21 protein-coding genes are annotated in these 19369 nt (G+C 44.5%); 7 read left to right on the top strand and 14 right to left on the bottom strand.

The window, feature by feature from the left end; translation table 11 throughout:
* Position 1 precedes the first annotated feature (1 nt).
* The 8 genes from QE417_RS01665 to QE417_RS01630 form a co-directional block, all read right to left on the bottom strand.
* Positions 2-856, bottom strand: a complete 855-nt coding sequence (locus tag QE417_RS01665; RefSeq protein ID WP_311947127.1) for a relaxase/mobilization nuclease domain-containing protein — start codon at positions 854-856, stop codon at positions 2-4.
* 95 nt (positions 857-951) lie between these two features.
* The gene (locus tag QE417_RS01660) at positions 952-1710 is read right to left on the bottom strand and encodes a hypothetical protein (protein WP_311947126.1); all 759 of its coding nucleotides are present in this window, start codon (positions 1708-1710) and stop codon (positions 952-954) included.
* 356 nt (positions 1711-2066) lie between these two features.
* Positions 2067-2660: a plasmid mobilization protein gene (locus QE417_RS01655; RefSeq protein WP_311947125.1), complete on the bottom strand. Its 594-nt coding sequence runs from the start codon at positions 2658-2660 to the stop codon at positions 2067-2069.
* A 53-nt stretch (positions 2661-2713) separates the two neighbouring features.
* Positions 2714-3670 carry a toprim domain-containing protein gene (locus tag QE417_RS01650; RefSeq protein WP_311947124.1) on the bottom strand — a complete coding sequence of 319 codons (957 nt, stop codon included), beginning with the start codon at positions 3668-3670 and terminating at the stop codon, positions 2714-2716.
* A gap of 50 nt (positions 3671-3720) precedes the next feature.
* Entirely contained in the window at positions 3721-4008 is a 288-nt protein-coding gene (locus tag QE417_RS01645; protein ID WP_311947123.1) for a hypothetical protein, read from the bottom strand.
* Between the two features lie 843 nt (positions 4009-4851).
* Complete coding sequence (locus QE417_RS01640) at positions 4852-5688, bottom strand: RteC domain-containing protein (RefSeq protein WP_311947122.1); 837 nt, start codon at positions 5686-5688, stop codon at positions 4852-4854.
* An 88-nt stretch (positions 5689-5776) separates the two neighbouring features.
* A complete protein-coding gene (locus tag QE417_RS01635; RefSeq protein WP_311947121.1) occupies positions 5777-7192 on the bottom strand; it encodes a cysteine peptidase family C39 domain-containing protein in 1416 nt (471 codons plus the stop codon).
* Between the two features lie 34 nt (positions 7193-7226).
* Positions 7227-7868 carry a hypothetical protein gene (locus QE417_RS01630; protein ID WP_311947120.1) on the bottom strand — a complete coding sequence of 214 codons (642 nt, stop codon included), beginning with the start codon at positions 7866-7868 and terminating at the stop codon, positions 7227-7229.
* Between the two features lie 105 nt (positions 7869-7973).
* Here QE417_RS01630 and QE417_RS01625 point away from each other — a divergent pair, with 105 nt between their 5' ends.
* Both QE417_RS01625 and QE417_RS23620 read left to right on the top strand, forming a co-directional pair.
* Entirely contained in the window at positions 7974-8402 is a 429-nt protein-coding gene (locus tag QE417_RS01625; protein ID WP_311947119.1) for a rhomboid family intramembrane serine protease, read from the top strand.
* Entirely contained in the window at positions 8302-8583 is a 282-nt protein-coding gene (locus QE417_RS23620; protein ID WP_376717540.1) for a hypothetical protein, read from the top strand. The genes QE417_RS01625 and QE417_RS23620 overlap by 101 nt, the downstream gene beginning before the upstream one ends.
* Before the next feature lie 33 nt (positions 8584-8616).
* Here the strand turns inward: QE417_RS23620 and QE417_RS01620 are convergent, their stop codons facing one another.
* Positions 8617-8787, bottom strand: a complete 171-nt coding sequence (locus QE417_RS01620) for a hypothetical protein (RefSeq protein WP_311947118.1) — start codon at positions 8785-8787, stop codon at positions 8617-8619.
* Between the two features lie 128 nt (positions 8788-8915).
* Here QE417_RS01620 and QE417_RS01615 point away from each other — a divergent pair, with 128 nt between their 5' ends.
* From QE417_RS01615 to QE417_RS01605, 4 genes are all read left to right on the top strand, one after another.
* Positions 8916-9263, top strand: a complete 348-nt coding sequence (locus QE417_RS01615) for a helix-turn-helix domain-containing protein (RefSeq protein WP_311947117.1) — start codon at positions 8916-8918, stop codon at positions 9261-9263.
* A 79-nt stretch (positions 9264-9342) separates the two neighbouring features.
* Positions 9343-9549, top strand: coding sequence for an HTH domain-containing protein (locus QE417_RS23615; RefSeq protein WP_376717520.1), 207 nt, complete (start codon positions 9343-9345; stop codon positions 9547-9549).
* A gap of 36 nt (positions 9550-9585) precedes the next feature.
* Positions 9586-10047, top strand: coding sequence for a MauE/DoxX family redox-associated membrane protein (locus tag QE417_RS01610; RefSeq protein ID WP_311947116.1), 462 nt, complete (start codon positions 9586-9588; stop codon positions 10045-10047).
* Between the two features lie 127 nt (positions 10048-10174).
* Positions 10175-10498 carry a hypothetical protein gene (locus QE417_RS01605; RefSeq protein WP_311947115.1) on the top strand — a complete coding sequence of 108 codons (324 nt, stop codon included), beginning with the start codon at positions 10175-10177 and terminating at the stop codon, positions 10496-10498.
* Positions 10499-10543: 45 nt separating this feature from the next.
* Here the strand turns inward: QE417_RS01605 and QE417_RS01600 are convergent, their stop codons facing one another.
* The 4 genes from QE417_RS01600 to QE417_RS01585 all read right to left on the bottom strand — a co-directional run bounded on the left by QE417_RS01600 (position 10544) and on the right by QE417_RS01585 (position 16994).
* The gene (locus QE417_RS01600; RefSeq protein ID WP_311947114.1) at positions 10544-11902 is read right to left on the bottom strand and encodes a RagB/SusD family nutrient uptake outer membrane protein; all 1359 of its coding nucleotides are present in this window, start codon (positions 11900-11902) and stop codon (positions 10544-10546) included.
* Between the two features lie 9 nt (positions 11903-11911).
* Positions 11912-15073, bottom strand: a complete 3162-nt coding sequence (locus QE417_RS01595) for a SusC/RagA family TonB-linked outer membrane protein (RefSeq protein ID WP_311947113.1) — start codon at positions 15071-15073, stop codon at positions 11912-11914.
* A gap of 35 nt (positions 15074-15108) precedes the next feature.
* Entirely contained in the window at positions 15109-16452 is a 1344-nt protein-coding gene (locus tag QE417_RS01590; protein ID WP_311947112.1) for a TlpA family protein disulfide reductase, read from the bottom strand.
* Between the two features lie 257 nt (positions 16453-16709).
* Positions 16710-16994 (bottom strand): hypothetical protein, encoded by a 285-nt coding sequence (locus QE417_RS01585; protein WP_311947111.1) that lies wholly within the window; start codon positions 16992-16994, stop codon positions 16710-16712.
* Between the two features lie 302 nt (positions 16995-17296).
* Here QE417_RS01585 and QE417_RS23610 point away from each other — a divergent pair, with 302 nt between their 5' ends.
* Positions 17297-17521 (top strand): helix-turn-helix domain-containing protein, encoded by a 225-nt coding sequence (locus QE417_RS23610; RefSeq protein ID WP_376717519.1) that lies wholly within the window; start codon positions 17297-17299, stop codon positions 17519-17521.
* Between the two features lie 624 nt (positions 17522-18145).
* Here QE417_RS23610 and QE417_RS01580 read toward each other — a convergent pair.
* Positions 18146-19369: a hypothetical protein gene (locus tag QE417_RS01580; RefSeq protein ID WP_311947110.1), complete on the bottom strand. Its 1224-nt coding sequence runs from the start codon at positions 19367-19369 to the stop codon at positions 18146-18148.

Below are 19369 nucleotides of genomic sequence, written 5' to 3'. Positions count from 1 at the left end.
TTTAACGGGTGTTTTTTCTGGCCTTGCCTTTACGGCGGCGCTTCATGCCCAGTACGGCTTCATCGTCCACGTCATCAGCGATCCACACCGGCCCCACATAAGAAGCAGGGAGCGATGTTTCATTTACTGGCATAGTAGCTGTTGGCGTAGCGACCTTTTCCCGAACGCCCTCCCCGAGGTATTTCAGCGACAACACTTCGCTGCCTTTAAAAACCTGTTGCGTACCATGATCTAAAATGGTGTATCCGTAAGGCGCTTTGCCATCGGCAGCGTGAAATATCAATTCGACCTGGTACCGTGTTTTCAGAATATCCGTAAAAGCCGGATCGTCCTTGTGCAGAATGAGCAACTCCCTGAGTTGGCCCATTCTGACCTTATCGGGTTTGTAACCGGCTATATGCGCATCCAGCTTCGAAGGGTTATAATTTCTGCCTAAATAACCCCGGCTTTCCAGCAATAGGTAAAACTGCGCTTTGGTACTCAGGTTATATTGAAGTGCAAAGTGGTAGCCCAGAACTTCCTGCAAGGCATGAACGGCTCTCCTGTTCTCAAAGGCGCTGCTGATCTTTTTACCGTCCTTGCCTATTCGGGTAGAGATCAGGTGGATATGGTTATTGTCGGTATCGCCATGAAAAACAGCAAGGTACGGTTGTGACCCATAGCCCATCTTTTCCATCCAAAGCTTTGCAACGGCCGTCAAATCATCCTGCCCGTACATTCTTCCTTTGCCGGAAATGACGGCGTGGAACTGGGCTTTCTCGACCCGTCCGTTCGTAGAAGAAACCAGTTTGAGATAGTTGATGTAATCCTGAGGCCGCAGGTTCCCGAGGCCTTGCAGTGCACTGAAACCGCACACTTTGGTCAGTAGCGCCTTTCCGAGGTCAATCTTATCGGTATTGTAACGAATGGCAGGAAAGCGAAAGCGAGGAACATTCTTCAGAATCTTGACGATCATGGTAAGAAGTTCGATCTGGCAGCCTTGTCATCCATCCCGTCGACAGCCAAACGTTCCACACTGGCAATCGTATCATGAATGGCACCACCATGACTGAAAAGCGCCAGCCGCTCTAAAGTAAAATTCCTGGTTCTGCCCATCACGATGGAATGATAACCGAAGGTGATGACGATCCCGCCCGGCTCGAGGCAATCGGCCAATGTATCTTTCAGTTGTTTAAATGGGCTGCAAACGATGCCTTTATATAATTCCATGCTTTTCCGGTAAGCATAAGGCGGATCAAGCAGTATCGTATTGAACTTGGCTCCTTTCCATGTTCTCAGCAACTCTAAAGCATCGAGATGCAGGCCTGCCGGCGCTTCCGGGTCAAGGTCGTTCCGGGTTTCATCAACATTTAAAAGGGTGTAGCCAGCAAATAAGTTTAACACGCGCCCTTCACAAGTCCGTTCTACCCAATTACGGATGGGTTTTAACCTGAACGTGTAGCGGTGCAAAGGGCAACGGATATGGTCAAAAATGATCATGTAAAAAATCAGGCATGACGGATACAGGTATCTGCGAAGTAAGACCTGCCCGGAATTAAATCCCGTGAGATTAGCAGGTTTAAATAAGAGGCGAGACAGCCCTTCATCGATCAGCAGTTGAATGAAAGCATAGCCGCAGTGATGACGATCAATAAGGAAAATAGCTTTGTAACCCGCTATCAGGTTAACAGCGTATCGCTCTAACCTAAGAACATTATATCTCCCGGTCACGCTAAACGTGTATCAGTGTTAAAGTATACCGATGTCTCGCCATAACTTCGTATACAGAGAACGCTATATCAGCTTATCGTTATAACCAGTTAAGGCACCACCAAATAGCGCTATATCGAAATACCGGGGTATCGGCTTAGCAGCCTATCTATATAGTCAAGGGGCTGCGTATACCAATAGCACAATAACTTTGTATCAACCAATCCCCATTACTATAAGACATTATATCAACCTAACGGCTGTAATTCATACCGCTGTGCCAGTGTAACAGATGATCGGCCTTTCTTTATAACGAAGGAGCTTTATATCGGCATATCCGAATCGCGATCTGCGAGATCAAGAGATCGGCATGATTATTATTTGCCGGCGAGCCGGATCACCTTTCTGAAAACGGTCTCGAGGCGCTGCTGCACATCGAGATATTGCCCGAAAAGCGAATTGAATTTCTCTAAAACATAAACGGGAACATCACCGCTCATCCGCATAATATTGGCATGTTTGGCAAACTGATTGATATTATTGCCGATACGGCCCATCTCCGCCCCTAACGCGTCCATTTGGCTGATCAATTCCTTCGTGTTCATCAACATTCGCCTGGAACCGTTCAAAACGCGCAAACGAACCAATTCCGTTTTCGTGATCCCGAGGGACTTCTCCATAGCGAGCACCAACTCATACTCCGTTTGCGTGAAGCGGGCATCGATCTTCTTACTGCGCCGTTCGCCTTCCTTCTTCGGCCTCCCGGTCAAGTTTTTAAATTCAGCCATTAGAAAAATGAGTTGCGAATTTTTCATCTCCTCCCCGGAGGGGCAAGATTCTTTTTGGATGGAAAAAATTTCTGCGAAGCGGAATTTTGTCCGACAAAAAGACATCTTGCCGTTGAAAAAACAAGGGCGTTGGAGATACCAATATGTCAATATTGGAACAATAAAAACCCGAAGGGTTTGCATGCCGGAATAGTAAAATGGCCATTATGAAAGTGCTGAACAAAGTTACGGCGCCTTCAGCGCCTGAACTTCGGAGCCTGCGGAGCCAATACCCCCGTAGTCTGACTGGCATTGTAAACCGGCAGGCATAACGCTGCGGTAATTTTGTCATTGTAGTCATTAAAGCCATGATAGCGCGCGGACCTGTCCGTAGCGTAAGGTAAGGCTTTGATGAAGTCGCGGGTTGCAGCAAGTCCCTGGTTATCCCGGTCAAAAAAGAGATCAAGGGTGGAAAAGGCTTTGGCCTTGCCGATCCCCGCTTTCAGCATTGACAGTGAATTCAGCACGATCACGCTTTCAACGGAGGTTGGATTTTCCAGCTTCCAGCTCAGGTAATTGATAAACCCTTCGAAGAGCACGGCCCTCTTTTCGTCGCCAGGAATGAAGGTTATCGCTTTGTGACCGAGGCACCCTTTAAAATATTTGTTACGGACCTCCCAGCCTGACATTTCGTTTTGCCAGCCTGCAGCAAAGAAATGTTTACGCATCCCTTTATTATCTTCCACATAATAGTAAACTTCAGACAGGCATCTTTTGGCGACATCCCAAATGCCCCGGCTTTTCAGATAACCAGTCACGGCGGGATGCGTCCCGATGGCCTTGATCTCTTCGACGACGTAATTCGGGATCTTCACGGGGCGGCGTTGCCTCCCGGAGTTGCTCCCTACAGCTTTGGGTTCGGACGGCTTGATAGATAATACCTGCTGGATCTTGGCAACTACCTCCTTAAATTCCAGATCTGGCCAGTAGGCCATGCCGAAATCGATGATGTTACCACCTTTTCCCGTGCCGTGGTCGAACCAGACACCGAGGTCGTCATTAACAGCAAAGGAAGGGATGCTGTCGCCCTCCCTGAGCATACTGTGGTACATGTTTTCCCGCCCACGGTGCGGGACCGGATTGTACCCCAAATGGTGGAGCAAGGTGACAATTGAAGCCTGCTGCTTCAACTCTTGTGCATTTAAAACGGACATATTTATAAAATTTGATAGTGCGAATACGGGTTGTGATAAGCCGGCATAATTCAGTCTGCGGGCATTCCCGCCAGGATCGCCTCGAGTTTTAAGGTCTTTACCAGTGTTTCGATCTCTATCCGGCTGAGCCGCCAGGCCGCTGATGCATCACCATCCTTACGGGGGGTGATCTGCCCGCTCTCCAGCCAGTGTTCGATGTTCTTCCTGCCGTAGCGCTTATAAGCGTCAGACTTCTTCAGGTAAGGTTTGATCTGGCCGCTTTGCACCAGTGCGTTGACCGCGCCCAATTCGGCGGCAAGGGCCAGGATCTCTTCGAATTGAAAATCCGGTAATTCCATGTACCGGCAGCGGGCAACGAACCCGTGTAATCCGCTTCTGCCGGTATTTATATGATCGGGACTACTCACGTCGGCATCTACATGCCGGGCTCTCGCCTGCCTATGCGTTTTCAGTTCGAACTACGTCTCCCCTTCGCAATATTTCCTGCGGTTAACAGGATAATGCTTCATCCCCCGATGTCAAAGAACTCCGGCTGCCTGCACTACCTTTCCGCCGCGGGCAGATAAGTGTGCCGGTTACTGGCAGCAGCGACTGCTTCCAGATCAAGCCTCTTGATTTTGTGATGAGAAATTTTCAGGAGCCCTTCGCTTATCCACCGGTCCACATTACTGCGACCATAGAGGTGATAAGCCCTGGCTTTGGAGTAACTATCTGTAGCTGTATGGACCTGAGTCATGGCGTTTGTAACACCATTCTTCGAAGCCCTGGTCAACATCGCCGATAACTCCCTGATTCTCATGGAATCAAAGTTGGGGCATTCGAAAAAGGGTTTATCGGTAGGTTTCCGGTAGTACCGATGAATAAATTTGACGGGGAAGAAAAAATGGTATTATGATTTACCGGATCGACGAAAAGCACGCGAATGCTGCGCAGGAAAGGGCTTTTGCAAAATCAAAACTTCTATGAACTGCAATTGCTAAGTGAGGCCCCGGGAAATCGATAATCGAACGGAAGAAAGGAAATGAAGCCGAAAAGGCCTGTTTTCGTTAGTACGACGGTACTACCGAAAAGCAGTAATTGGGAATTATATTGGACACCGGAGAAATCAGGGCACAAAAAAAGGCGGAATAACCGCCTGATCTTAAACATTTTTTAAAAAGAAGCTGACAGAATCTATTACCTTATTGGTTGCCTTGTTCAAGTTTCTGCTTTACGGCAACGCTCATCTGATCAAGGTATTTGGTCGTGCTGATCCTTTTCCGTCTTTCCATTTCTGTAAACCTTTTCTGAACGTTTCCCAGATCAACGTCCAGCTGGCTCTCTAACCATCGGACGATCTGGCTCAACGTCGCATTACCATTATTTAACTGGCCGGTAAGCCAAATGCCATAAGCGACCTCGATGATATTGATAACTTCCCCAGTCCATTTTAGTTTGTCCACATCTTTGTCGTTATGGCTGCCCGGTACACTGGCAGGCTTCAGCTTATCGATCTCTTTCAGGATAAACATCTGGACCCGCTCGAAGCCCATGAACTTGGAGTACAGGCAAGAGACCGGCGTTGAGAAATCGCGCTCGACATCAAAAATTTCAGGTATTGGCAGGGCGAGATTCCCCGCGCCACGCAGGAAAAAAAGGTGGTCCAGCTCGTCGAACCCGTTTTTGTAGTACTGGTAATAAAACGCGTTTCGCCGGAACACACTTTGTAAGGCAACCAATTCTTCGTCCAAATACTTGATCTGGGCTTTGACCGTTCCCATGGGCTTATAGTTAAGTACACTGAAGCGTAATCCCTCTTCGATCCGATGAGCGTCGATCTGGGGTTTAACATCCTTGAAGATGGAAATCTCGTCCTGCTCGGTCAGCGTTTCACTTTCCAGGTAGTTCTTCAGGGCCAGCAATGCCTTGTCAGTTTGTTTGACCGCCCCGTTAAATCTTTTGAGCGGAGACTTGGTGTATGCATTTGCCGATAACTCCTCTCTGAGATCATTCAATAAATTTTCAAATTGTGTTTTCATGGTATATAGATGGGTATGAGTGGCAGGTTGAAAATCAAAGTGAAAAGGTTGGGTCAGCGGCATTCAGCGATACGAAGCAAGGCAGAAATCAGGGTGTCGTGTCTGATTGCCCTTCCCCGACAGATGCAAGCATGGAGCGGTATTGAGTACCTGAATTGATTCCGTCCGCTATGGCCGTTACGGAGTTGCAGATTTTGGGTACGATCGAACTGCACAGATAACTCAAAATCACGACCAGCATGAAGGTGGGATAGTCGATATTCTCTTGCTGCATTTGCCATAGGGAGATTACGAGAACGATGATCACATTAACGGCTCCAAGCGCCTCATTCGTAAAGGTTCTGGCACTGACCTTGACCGCCACCGTTTGTGTTTGTTTAGTAAGCAGATCTTGGTTGGAAATGTGAAACGTTTGCCCCCGGGCATAGCCTGTATACCGCAATTGCCCAATATCCTTGATGAGCAGCTTTTCCGTTGAAGCCGACAGCCCCGTCAGTTGTGCGATATGATAGCTATTACCGTCAAGGTTGTTAGCGGTAATGATCCCGATGAGCAGGAAATATACAGCATTGACGAAGGCCGTCCAGGGAAGGAAGAAAGTCATCATGGACATTAAAACAATGATTAGGGAGCCTTCCGAAAGCACGGTCCCGATCATCTCTGAAACTGCATTCTGGATCTTCTGCACATCCCGGTACAAATGCTTGAGACTATATGATGTAATGTCGCGCCTTACAGTCGTCCTTTCGTTGAATAGGCTACGAATAAATGTAGACATGAGCTTTCGATTGACCGCAATATTCAGCCGGATCATCAGGTATTGCCGAAGAAACGCGAAGGCACTTCTGAACAGGCTGATCAGCAATAATAAAATGACTACGGGGATGATCACAGTTGATTTCATAAAATAACTGTTCATTATGCCCTTTTGTAAAACCCATGACATCGCGATCCCAAAGGAAGCAGCACACAGGGTGAGCGCAGGGATTATGATGTAGAGGCCTTGCGGAAAAGCACCCAGCCTTAAGATCCAGGCCCATGACGCATCACGGAAAGCGCTCAGGTCCTCTTTCAGATCGTCAAAATATAGGGCCGCTTTACTGAACCACAGCTTGTCGAGTTCCTGTTCTGATATCCAGTGAACGTGACGGGCGGGATCAGCCATCAGATATTGAAACGAATCGCCCGATTTTCGGCTACCATAGCAAACGTGGTAATGGTACTCCCCGAGTTCATTTTGCGCATGTAAAATACAGGGTTTGTCGATGGTGCGCAGAAAAGGCAGTTCCATTTCTACGCACTTGGCTGAATAGCCATACCAGTTAGCGATCGTCATCATGTCGTACATGGACAAACCCTCCGGTCCCACAGCAACATCATTAAGCTGGTTAACAAGCCGGGCGTTGCCGGAATAGTTAAATATCATGCCAAGGCAGGCTATCCCGCAGGTATGCTCATCCGACTGCCGGATGAAAGATCGTTTGATCAGATTTGTGTTATACATCGGTAGATAAATAATTTGAAAAGGAATAAAATGATCAGCCCTGACCCGGGAAATACATGATCGTACAAAAACAGACGACAACCGTCCAGATGAATAATGCGGGCAGATAGCTTAGCAGAATGATCTTAAAGGAGGTCCGGTAATCAAGGCCGGAGAACCTGTATACACCAAAAGCCAGTAAAAACCAATAAGCCACCTCAAATGCATTTAATGTCTGCAAGGGATAATACCAGGCGGCGGGAATGGCCGGGAATAGGGAAAGCGAGGATAATATATACAACTGGTGCCATTGCAATAGGGTGCCGTGGGGATAATAGTAGTGAAACCACCACATCTTGACCGCAGCTGCTACTAAAAATATACCTTCACAAAGGGAAACGATTAAAAGTATGTGCCAGTACGACAGCAAGTGATCCGCGATATAAAGTGCGGTATATAGGATCAGGCTGATGAGGCACAACTTGAATAATAAATAGAGGGCGGTCAGGACATATATCCATTTCTGAAGTCCTGCGAAGAGCAGCATGTCCTGCCCCGGTAATGCCGCCAAATGTTGGCCATTTTCAGCGAAAAAATTTCTTGTAAGGATTAGCCGGTTCGAGGTACTAACGATTGCCAGTGTAAGTCCCAAAACGGCACCCAGGCTTATTACAGCGGACTTTTTTATAAAATTCATGGCCTAAAAATTTTAGGTAAATTTCAGCTGGCAGCGGGTCATGCACAATCACCGGTAGTTGTAAAATATACGTTCCGGTTATTGTATAAGTTAAACAATTTGATTATGATAAGGACTATCAAACAGGCTTTTCTCTTAGCCCCGGCTTGCTATTTTCTAATGGCGCTGATCACGATCATCACCATTTGGGGAATTAAAAACAAGCAGGTATTCTTTCACTTACTACTTCACCCGGGCAGTATTGTCGGGCTAAAGGAACATTACAGGTTGGTGACCGGGGACTTTGTGCATAATGACCTTGCCCATTTAGCGATCAACCAGATGATGCTTTTCACGTTCGGGACGAGGCTGGAAGAGTACCTGATCGACAACGGAACATGGCACGATCATATTTACAGCTATTTATGCCTGCAGTTGTCTTACGGGAGGCCTTATCTTAACGATCAGGCATTGGAAGGAAAGTTTTTATTCAAATGCTGGTGCATCAGGAAGTATCGTCGGTTGTATGCTGGGTTATGTGATGATACAACCTGAGATCGTTGCGTTTTACCTGCCTGTGATCGGTGAAGTCAAAAACATTTACGGGGGATTGATCTGTATTGTAGGTTTATTGATCCACCAGTTCAGGTCGAAAAGTAATTATATCAACCATGAAGTGCACTTCTTCGGTGGCGTAGGGGGAATTTTTGCTACCTGGTTGTTAAACGGATGGTGAATAAAAAACCGGGAACAAGTCCCGGTCCTATTTTTACCAGATCGCGAGGCAGGAAGGCCCCGTTGCAGCGGCCAATGCGCCGATCACCGCACCCGGTCCGCCAAAGAGCCCGCCTACGGCAGCGGAAAAAACGATGTTGTAGCCGCAGCCATGAGCTGACCCACCCTGAAGTTCTTTTGCTTTTTCATCAGTAAGATTTTTCATGAGTTAAACTTTTAGTCCTTCCCTCCATTGGAAATTGAATCAAAGTTCCCTCTTGGCTTAACGGCAAGCTAAAACCTTAACCTTTAATTTATTACTTTTGCTTATAGGAATAACCAAGCGAATATTGCATGGATAAGATCGGCGAGAAAATCAGAATACAGAGACTCGAGAAAAATTACAGCCAGGAATATATGGCATTTATGCTGGACATATCACAGGCGGCGTACTCAAAAATCGAAAGGTGCGAAACAACGATGTCGTTGCCAAGAATTTATGCCATTGCCGAAATCCTGCAAATCTCCCCCTTCGTGTTAATGCCTAAACCCAAATACGGCACAGGAATAAATATCCATTTCATCTACGCTACATTTGACAAGCTAAAGCGTCTTTGGGTAAGCGGCGTCAAACAGAAGAAACAAGCTGGGGAAAAGCCGGATACATCTTACAGGGACAAATCAAATACGGAAAGCCACTAATTTACAATCACAGGTTATAGTTTAAACCCTTCCGAAGCATCAAATTTATCTGATAAACATCGGATCAAATGGGTTGGCTATGGATTTCCTATCTTATGAAAAACGACTGAACTATGTTCTGGAACTGATCGAAAAGGGTCGGTTCGGGTCAATGGAAGCTGCCGCCAGGCGCTTCGACTGCAGTTCCCGAACGGTCAAGCGGATGATCAATATCCTTCGGGAGAAGGGTCATGACATCAGGTACGACCGTCGCAAAAAAAAATATTTCATCGAAAAAGATGAGTGACATTTTCTGTCTTTAACATCGCCCTACCTTTAACTTATGGTTAAAGACAAAAAAAGCTGGCGCGAAGTAATTATAAGTCTCACTTATGGATTCCTCATCATTCTTTGGCTTTATGCAGCACTGAGTAAACTTGCTGACTTCGCTCAATTCAAAAGAGAGATGGGTAAACAGGTTTTTCCAGAGATCATTTCACAAGTATTGATCTATATAATTCCCGGATTCGAACTGCTGACGGTACTCCTACTCATGATAAGCAGGACTTTCATGCTGGGCCTATACGCATCGCTCTCCCTGTTATCAGTCTTCACTGTTTATATCGGCATGGGTGTAACACACCTTTTTCCTAAGGTGCCGTGTTCATGCGGAGGTATACTTGGGAAGATGGGCTGGACCAGCCACTTATTTTTCAACTTATTTTTTCTTGCCTTAACAATCACCACCATACTAATTCAAAAGAAAGGAGGCCAGGCAATACAGAGTGAATCAAATAAAAACTAATACTGTGCCTGTGAGGGAGTTCATACGGTCAGTTCCCGGGTGTAGCCTTAACCCGAGAAAAGAGGCATAACCAAATCATAATCAAAGTTTTTCAATTGCTTTTTGATCTAATAAAGCAATAATCCTTATGAAAAGAAGCGTAATTACAATGGTAGCTGTAGCTATCGCAGTTTTGGCCAGTTCATTCACTGTGTTAACCAAAACACAAAAAACAAAAAGCAACCGCGTTGTGAGAACATGGTACTTTGACAGCAATGCGCTGGCTGATGCCAATGAAGCCTCAGCCTGGACGCTGGAAGAACCAGACGGTCATAGCTGTGACGGCGATGCCCTCCCCTGCACAATGGATGTCGATGCAGACGACGAAACTGAATTAGGAAACTTCTTAAACGGCAAATCAGACGAAGACATCCGTGATATCTATGCCGATACGCAAAGAAATGCCATTTAGTAACGTTCTTAAAAAAAGAGGAGGCTTTTTGCCTCCTCTTTTTGTTTACCTCGGATTTTGGGGCATGCCCGAAAGCTGTATAACATCTTCGGGAATAGGGAGTGCATATCGCAGATCATTAGGGGGAAGTGTATAAGTTGTTCCATTTACCGTTCTACTTAGCGAAATACCTGCTCCGCTTTTATTTAATCGTTTCAGATCCGGCCACCGTAATGTACGCATCAGCAATTCCTTGCGCCTTTCCCTCAATATAATCTTAACCGCATCCTCAGAATTATTTGCGGTAAAAGGTACAAAAGTTCCGGTTCTCCACCGTTTGATCATCAAGGTATTGAGATCGTTCATCGCTTGGGAAACATTACCTAAGCGAGCATTTGCCTCCGCACGCATCAGATAAACTTCGTCATTAACTATTCCGCCGAAAATAGTTCCGCTGCCCGAATAATTTCCTTTAAAGCTAAATGTCCCATTGTTGTTATTCCTGAAGTATATGGATTTACGCAGATCATTATTCTCATACTGATTATACAATTCAGGAACAATGAGTGCACGGCTTTGGCTAATCGGCGCAGGTGTTCCTGTTACCGAATATAAAATAGTTTCAACGTTATTTTGTGAGATTGGAAAGTTTGCTGAGGCCGATAGTGAATTAAAATCTATCAACCTCGTTGCTGTCATTTGCAGGCATGAATCTGCGTATACTGCTGCCTCCTGATAATTTCCCATATATAGGTAAGTGCGCGCCAGCAAAGCAAACGCCGCAGGTTTTCCCGGTCGGGTAAAGTATTTGGGCGTAATGGGTAGCAGCGTGGCCGCCATTTTGAGATCGGATAAGATCTGCGCATAGGTCTGGTGAATAGTCGACCTCACAGACCGCTCATTAAAATCGCTATTGAGCCGCAAAGGTAATCCCTGATTCTCACCCGGACTTTGTCCATCATAAGCATTTACCCATATATTCGCTAAGTTTAGAAAGCTTTTGGCGCGAAGGAAATAGGCATGTCCTGTCACACTGCCCCACTCTTCCCGGTTCGCAGGGTCCCTGACAATATTCTCTGTTCCTTCCAAAACAGAATTAGCGGAATAAACGGTAAAATAACTATACATCCAATAATTGGTTCCGTCAATCAGATAATCTTTCTGCCATGTGTAGGTTCTTTTGTGCCCTTCAGTCGTAAGTGAATTAAAGCTGGCATCAGTTAAATAATAGTCATCCGCACTGATCTCCCCGTCGGCCGGCTCTCTATTTACGTTTTGAGTATGATTATCTAATAAAGCCTGAAAGTCAGCCAGTGTAACCGGAACGACCAATTTTTTATCTGATTTTTCGTCGAGATACTTGCTGCAAGACATGCAAAATGCGACTGTAGCGGTAATAACAATGATGATAATATTCTTTTTCATAACGATGAGTTAATTGAATGTAGCCCTAAGGCCGAAGGAATAACTTTTAGGAGGAACTAAATAGCTGAGTGAACTTGCATAATCAGGATCAAGTCCCAGTTTATTGGCGCGCCATATGATTCCAAGGTTGTTAATGTTGAAATAAAGCTGAAGTCTCTTTACCGGGAGTCGTCTGATTATCTGCCCGTCCAGTTCATAGCTCAGGTTTACATATTGAATGCGGATATGATCTGCTTTTTCAACAAATGGGGATGCATTCTGATAAAATGAACTTCGGGGAATTGAGGATGGGAAGACAAGCGACGGAATATCAGTATGCGCCTCGTCTCCCGGCTTTTGCCATCTTAATGAAAAATCCGAATGCCCACCCGTCCAGGATGAGAAAAGGCCATCATAGTCAATAGTGGAACGCCTGAAGTAATAGCCTAATTTATAAACCGCATTCACATTCAATGTTACTTTTTTAAAGGAAAAGGAATGTAAAAAGGAGCCAAAAACAGTTGGAATAGCAGAGCCGAAATAGGCAAGGTCATTTTGGGTAGTGCCACTCCCGGTCAATGCCACGTAATCCTTACTGATCTCCCCATTTACATAGCCGCGAGGGTCGCCGTTAGCGGGATCAAGACCCGCCCACTGATAGGCCAATAAAGAATAGACCGGCTTTCCTACTATACCTGAGATAGCAATGTTTCCGACGAAATTACTGCCTTGTTGAGAGCTTAGATAATAATCAGTTACCTGGTCCTTGTAGTAGCTTAAATTTAAAGCACTCTGCCAATTAAATTTCCGCTGAAGGATGACGCCTCTTAACTCCAGGTCGAAGCCCTTACCCTTCATACTTGCCACGTTCTTGATGACGGTCCTGCCAATGCCCGTGGTGTAATCGATAACGGCGGTGCCGAAAAGGTTTGTTCCGTTTTTTGTATAATATTCAAAAGAGCCGTTCAGCCTGTTTCCAAAAGCTTTAAAATCAATTCCTAAATTCAGCATTTTGGAGGTCTCCCAGCGCAGTTCAGGATTATAGTAATTGATGAACCGGGCAATCGGACTATTGGTAAATGGAGAGGTGGTGTGGTATTCGACAGTGGTCACCGCGCTCATCGCCGGGTTGATATTTCCGCTGAACCCGTAGGTGCCCCTGATCTTCAGATAAGGTATTGATGAACCGTGGTAAAACTTTTCGTTAGATATCACCCAGGCGAGCCCGATGGAAGCAAATGGGTTCCACTGGTCGTTGGTTTTTAAACCGAAAAGGTTCGATGCGTCCCGTCTTGCACTTCCCGAGATGATATACTTCTGGTCATAACTATAAGCGGCATTCACATAGGATGACACGAAATTGGTCTGCGTTTCGTTAATTCCTGATCGATTTTCGATGTAAGAAGTATTTCCGCTTATAAAGTTCGGGTAAGGGTTCCGGTAATCGACATTTCCGAAACTCAATATATTATCATCATACCCATACAGGCGACTATCATTCCCCGATCTGCCTACACGTCTGATCTCAGTGCCGATCAATGCGTTAATTTCATTTTTTTTCCAGCTCCTGTTATAATTCAGTTGTCCCCTTAAATTATGAGCTTGTAACAATGACGTACTAAGATCGAGAATACCTCCCCTTGGGATGATGTAGTTAACGGTACCGGCTGAATTGATCTGCGTGAACGAGTTGACCAGGTTCCTCGCATAGTAGCTATTTTCATCCTGTAAACCTCTTTCAGTAGATTGCTGGCGTTCATACTGATACTTGACATCTGCGCTAATACCGAGGGGTAGTTTATAATTGAGCCCGGCATTCAGCACGACATCCTGTATCGAATTTCGGCTGGTATTATGCTTGTAATCTTCCAAAGGATAATAAAGCCAGTCCAGCAGCTTTCCTCCTCCTGCCGCCTGCAAGTACGAAGGCCTGACATTTTTGGGCACGGCTACTACGTTACCGTTTTCATCAGCCAAAGAGGTATAAGGTAAGAACCCATTCCCGTATTGGGTGATATTGCCATACCCTGGTCTGCCGGAACTGGATAAACTTTGGGTAAAAACAGCCCCCGTGGTTAACTGAAAGTTTTTAAAGGGCAGGTAATTCTGATTGGTCCGAAGGCTGAACCGCTCATAGGTTGCCTTAAGATTGCTCGTGTTGTGATCATACCCACCTGCTACGCTCCAATTCATTTTGGCTTCGCCTCCTTTGATATTCAGCGCATATTGTTGATTAAGGGATTTCTGATAGATAAAACGGTTAAAGTCGTCCCTTATATCCTTGGTACGAAGTAAATTGATCTGAGACTCTGCTGCTGCGGGGGTAATCAAGCCATTATCACGTTGGGTCAGAAGCTCAACTACGTTGGATAACAACCGCTTACCGGTAGAATTTATCCAATTCGTGTAATACCCTTTGCTGTAAAGCAGCTGTTCCACATCGATAAAATCAGAGGAGCTCATTTGCCGGACATAAGACAGGTCAGGCTTATTGCCAATGGTTAGATTACTATTGAACTCGATACTGATAGGCTGGTTAAACCTCGCTTTTCGTGTGTTGATAACAATAACGCCGTTGCCTGCCCTGGCCCCCCAAATAGAGGAAGCTGCGGCATCTTTCAATACGTTTACCGACTCAATATCATTAGGGTTGATATTATTTATATCACCGTCGTAAGGGAAATTATCGAGCACGATAAGCGGATCGCGCGGGCCCCTGATCGTACTTAGCCCACGGATAGTAATTTTAGGTTCAGCACTGGTCGTGCGATCTACGGTCAAGCCGTTCACAGTGGCTTCAAGTCTGCTGAGCACATCGGTGCCGACTTGCTGATTAAAGACTTTCTGATCCACTACACTGAATGAGCCTGTCGCTCTTTCCTTGGGTAGTTGCTGGTAACCGGTAGAAACAACTACTTTTTCCAGCTGGTTAAGCGCCGGCTGTAAACTGATAAACAGCAATGTGTCGCGTAGCGCCTCAACCGGCAAATTAACGGGCTCAAACCCGATCGAACTTACCGAAAGCTTAAATCTTTTAAGCCCGCGATAAACGAGTGTAAACCGGCCCCGCTCGTTGGTCGTGGTTCTGAAAACGGTGCTTGGAATTTGCACGGTGGCACCGGCCACTGGTGTGCTGTCTGTTGAAGACAGAATTATGCCTTTAACGGCATTTTGAGCCCTGCAATGGACCAAGCCAATAAAAAGTAGCAGGGTAAGAAAAATTCTTTTCATTTGTTCCGGGGTGAGATTAATTGTGATTGTTCAGAGGATTGATTGGTTTCGCCACCTGGCGTGATCTTGTCACGCAGGGTAAAAACTTTCAAAGCCCTTTTGGCGGGCACAAGGTCAAGTCCGTACGGCCGAAGATTGGCCCTTAATTTTTCAAGGTCACGGATAGGCCCATTGAGGCGAAAATCAACTTTTCCGGTGTAACCGGTTGAGTCTATGAGGTAAGGCTTTATTCCGGGTATAGTATTAGCCTTAGCGAGAAAATCGCTTATCAATAAATTGTTAACTAAAGACGAATCTTTTTCGGGTTGAAAAGTGTGAACCTTCCCTCCTTTCGTTGCAAAATCTGCGCCTTCACCTGAACGCACTAGTGCGAGACACTCGACCTCGCGTGTTTCGACCCGGCCTTCGTATGGGGAGTATTGATTCAAGGTCCGAAGCATCGAATGAAACAGAGAGTCAGCTTGTTCCACCGGTAACACGATATCAAAATTGTAATCGTGGTCATGTTCCGTAACCTTCACCTTGTCCCCTTTCAACGCGTGAAGATCCCTGACCTCAAGTAGTATCCTTTTTTCGATTAAGCTCTCGCCGATTTTTTCAAATAATCCAAAGGCGGCTGCTTTATAAATGGTGAACAACGTCGAATTGGTGACTGCACGACCATGTAAAACCTTTTTCGTTCGACGGAACTTATTGCCGGTCGGTAATCCATAATAATGGCCTTTCGAAAGCACGGAATAGTATTGAAGTTGATTATCGGCGGGATACTGAGTGGTCAAAAACAAGGGTAGCTTGGTATCAAGGTCGTTCTTCGCCTTACCCGGTAATATGCCTTGCTCTAAATAACGCGCAATGGCAGCGCTATCTATTATAGCTCCAGAGGTAGATAAGAGAAAAGTCCCGTCAGGTGCGATCCAGACATAATGAGGGAGATACTGGTGGGGAAAGAGTTTTTCAAGCTGCGTGTCATTGACAACTGTCGGAAAATGATACCGCTTACCGGAAGGTGAGTTAAAAAAAGCCTGAATCTTGGCTTGACTTTGGTTGGTAACACCGAGTATCTGCAGTTTACCCTTAAATTGTTTTTGCAGCCTTTCTGTCTTGGGAAAATAGCTCAGGCAGGAAGAACACCAGGTGGCCCAGAAATCCAGTATGAGAAGTTTTCCCTTAAACGAAGATACTTGGATTGATTTGGGCGGGTAATTAATTAGCTCGGAAAATAAAAGGTCAGGTATCTTAGCGCCCGGTTTTAGCGCAGCTGTCGGCACATTAGGCTGTGCGAACAGATAAAAATTTCGGCATAGCAATGCCAGGACGATTAACATCGTTATTTTTTTCATGAGTAATGAAGTCGTTAATAGTTTAACTGAAACAGCCTGTATACATTCCCCTTAACTGTTTCGGAACGGAGGAAATAGAGGAAAAGTGAAAATGCTCACCCGTCCTAAACGATAGGTAGCGATCGGTTCCCATGTTGATGGGAATGATAAGTAGCCTCGACCAGATCGTTCAGCTGGTCAAGAAGACTTTGTGAGTAAGAACACCTTTTTTAAATTACTCGGGTGGAGAAATCAGCAATTGCCAGGAAAGGCCAAGTCTAAGATTCATTTCCTGAGTCCTCCGTGGCTTTTTGGTCTAAATTGTTGGCTTGATGTTCAACATACGCTGCATTGAGCAAATCGTTTAACTGATCGAAGAATAACGCCAATTCCTGGTCTGAAATTCTTGCCTTTGCTGAACAATCCTTCAATGCCCAGCATTGAAAGACTTTCCAAAATACAAATTTCGCAGAGTCAGGTGAGTGCCTCCTGAAAAACATAGCCATCACCTCTCGAAGGGGTGGTCCTGAAGAAAAGTTGTTTTTATTTAATATCGCTTCCATACTTCAAGAACTAAAGTTGGTCGCATAAAACGCCATAGGCGCAGGCCCAACTTACCGACTCAAGGCACGTGAGAAGCCTAGCCGACGATAAGAGAGCCCACGCCTATGGCGTGGGCATTTCACTCTTCGTCTCACGGCTAAAAATTTCTCACGTTTTTGAGTCGAGACTAAAGCGAATGCTTATAACAAATGAATAAGTATCGCAAAACAAATATAAAAAAAATTAGCAAAACAGACACGTACGTATCTATTAATATTTTTTTTATTCTCACATATTAGGTTAAACTTTTATAACTAAAACTTTGGAACCAAACTTTAATAACTTTAGAATTGATTTCGGAAAAAAATTGAGATCAATAAGGAAGTTAAAATCTCTATCGTCAGGAGATTTGGCTATAAGCAGCGAGTTATCAAGCAGCGCGTATATTCTAAGCGTTGAAAGAGGTCAAAAGGACATTCAATTATCCACGATTTTTAAACTCGCGAAAGGATTAGATGTACATCCCAAAGAATTATTGGATTTTTAATTTTATAACCGAATCTTCAGATTCGAGTCTCGTTGGGGCTACCAGCCACAGATACCCTTAATAGCACCAAAGTCGAACCGTTTGATTACAGACCTGCAAATTTTTTTAACAATATAATTCTGGTTCGAACCCAAGTAGGTGCCTATATTGGGCAAGCGTGATTTTCATCGGTTGATCTTCTCCTTTTGCCTCTCAGTTACTGGAAATACAGTATATGGCAAAAGCAATTTCATTGACTCTCGTGGTTCGATGTTGCTTCCCATCAAAATGCAGTTTTTCGGGGTACCACGAAATTATTAAAACGAATAATCAATCAAAAAGCGTAAGTAATCCATTTAATATTATGATTGGGTAATATAGTTTTTACTGCAAACTTAAAAGCCTTATAACTAAATTATTAGCCAATTATCAAACAGAAAAGGTAACTTATGTAAAAGTTCCTCTTAATGACTTTACCTATCCTTTACGTTTCTTCGGTTTAGGATTTTCCAGCGTTTTGCATGGCAAAAGCTACTAATTGAATTAAACAAAAAGAGGGGATGTTGGGACTTTGTTTAAGTTACCAAAGGGGATAGGTTAAGCCGCAATGCCGGGGATGCATTTTAACAAATTTTACGTTTGTAGTTAAGGTATGACCGTGTAATGTCTATTTATTATGTCTTTTGCCCCCTCTGGTAGTTCAGTTGCCTTTTTTAAGTAAATGTCATCATGTAAATCACGCCATAGCTTTGATAATGGCAGGTGTATAAATTCAAGAGGGTCAAATCGACCGGCTGTATTTCTTTGATACCAGTTTTTATAATTTGTATATGAATCAGCTGTGTCACCCAGCACTTCTTTGAAAATCCGGTGATTATTTATGGTATGGTTAAGGTTTTCGATCACATACCCTGCTCTCTCTAAAATATCGACATCATTATACCTGCTATTAAACTGAAAGACATTGAGATTGCCATGTAGTGTATCTACGTCAACTGAAGGATCATTGCCTGTTAATTGCTTGTATCGATCCGATGGGAAATTCTCATTTATTTTAAACAGGATTTTTGATACAGTCAGCTCTGTTGGATCGATCTTGGCTTTAAATACCATTGTCTGATTAAAGCCATCTGTGTAAGGGTTTAAATGGTATTCGTCTGAGAAATCAGTAGAGAGTTTATTTGTTCCATTACATGGCCAATCACACGGGACTAGGTTAAAAACTGAAAAGCTGATCAACGGGTGCGTAGCTTTATCAAAGAAATGATCTAATTGAAACCCTTCGGCCCCTCTACCATGTGTGCCTCGAATGTATCTTGTTTTATGAAAGTTGCAATATGGGCAGAATGGTGCTATATTTTTAATTTGGAAAAAGCCCTTAATCGCATTCGTTATATCGGTTTGTGTTTTGTAATTGAAGACAATTTTTATAATCTTCTTTTCCTCAACCGTAGTTATGCCAAATTCATTATATAATTCATCGCTCTTATTTTCCAGTTCACTAGGTTCACATAGCAGTAACTCCCGTAATTTACTTGTCGCAGGGTCAATTAAGGCATCAATTAAATCGTATATAGGACTTAGATCATGAGGTGTGATAATTGCACCTTGACGAAACGTGTTAAGTGTAGTTTCATAGTTCTTTTTTAGGAAATCATCCTTGTTTTTTTCCTGGTCACAAATGATTGCTATAACGTCGCGAGTGGTAAATTGAAATGAGCGAATATCACTCAAATCATCCAGGCCATTCCCTCGAGCATGATCTACAGACCTTCTTAGAATTTTGAGTTCTTTTAAAATCAAATTTTCCACTGCGGCCATGTAATCATTGCGAAAGTTATCCGGTTCGGCGATTGTAAGTTTTATCAT

It is taken from the genome of Mucilaginibacter terrae (assembly GCF_031951985.1).
Lineage (GTDB): Bacteria > Bacteroidota > Bacteroidia > Sphingobacteriales > Sphingobacteriaceae > Mucilaginibacter > Mucilaginibacter terrae_A.
This window is presented reverse-complemented; position numbering and strand designations above follow the sequence as displayed.

Coding starts and splice junctions, on each gene's coding strand:
- QE417_RS23615 (WP_376717520.1), top strand. CDS start 9,343: ATGGATTTCCTATCTTATGAAAAACGACTGAACTATGTTCTGGAACTG.
- QE417_RS01590 (WP_311947112.1), bottom strand. CDS start 16,452: ATGAAAAAAATAACGATGTTAATCGTCCTGGCATTGCTATGCCGAAAT.
- QE417_RS01640 (WP_311947122.1), bottom strand. CDS start 5,688: ATGAAAACACAATTTGAAAATTTATTGAATGATCTCAGAGAGGAGTTA.
- QE417_RS01650 (WP_311947124.1), bottom strand. CDS start 3,670: ATGTCCGTTTTAAATGCACAAGAGTTGAAGCAGCAGGCTTCAATTGTC.
- QE417_RS01645 (WP_311947123.1), bottom strand. CDS start 4,008: ATGGAATTACCGGATTTTCAATTCGAAGAGATCCTGGCCCTTGCCGCC.
- QE417_RS01615 (WP_311947117.1), top strand. CDS start 8,916: ATGGATAAGATCGGCGAGAAAATCAGAATACAGAGACTCGAGAAAAAT.
- QE417_RS01620 (WP_311947118.1), bottom strand. CDS start 8,787: ATGAAAAATCTTACTGATGAAAAAGCAAAAGAACTTCAGGGTGGGTCA.
- QE417_RS01630 (WP_311947120.1), bottom strand. CDS start 7,868: ATGAATTTTATAAAAAAGTCCGCTGTAATAAGCCTGGGTGCCGTTTTG.
- QE417_RS01625 (WP_311947119.1), top strand. CDS start 7,974: ATGATAAGGACTATCAAACAGGCTTTTCTCTTAGCCCCGGCTTGCTAT.
- QE417_RS01605 (WP_311947115.1), top strand. CDS start 10,175: ATGAAAAGAAGCGTAATTACAATGGTAGCTGTAGCTATCGCAGTTTTG.
- QE417_RS01655 (WP_311947125.1), bottom strand. CDS start 2,660: ATGCAAACCCTTCGGGTTTTTATTGTTCCAATATTGACATATTGGTAT.
- QE417_RS01610 (WP_311947116.1), top strand. CDS start 9,586: ATGGTTAAAGACAAAAAAAGCTGGCGCGAAGTAATTATAAGTCTCACT.
- QE417_RS01635 (WP_311947121.1), bottom strand. CDS start 7,192: ATGTATAACACAAATCTGATCAAACGATCTTTCATCCGGCAGTCGGAT.
- QE417_RS01580 (WP_311947110.1), bottom strand. CDS start 19,369: ATGATAAAACTTACAATCGCCGAACCGGATAACTTTCGCAATGATTAC.
- QE417_RS01585 (WP_311947111.1), bottom strand. CDS start 16,994: ATGGAAGCGATATTAAATAAAAACAACTTTTCTTCAGGACCACCCCTT.
- QE417_RS01600 (WP_311947114.1), bottom strand. CDS start 11,902: ATGAAAAAGAATATTATCATCATTGTTATTACCGCTACAGTCGCATTT.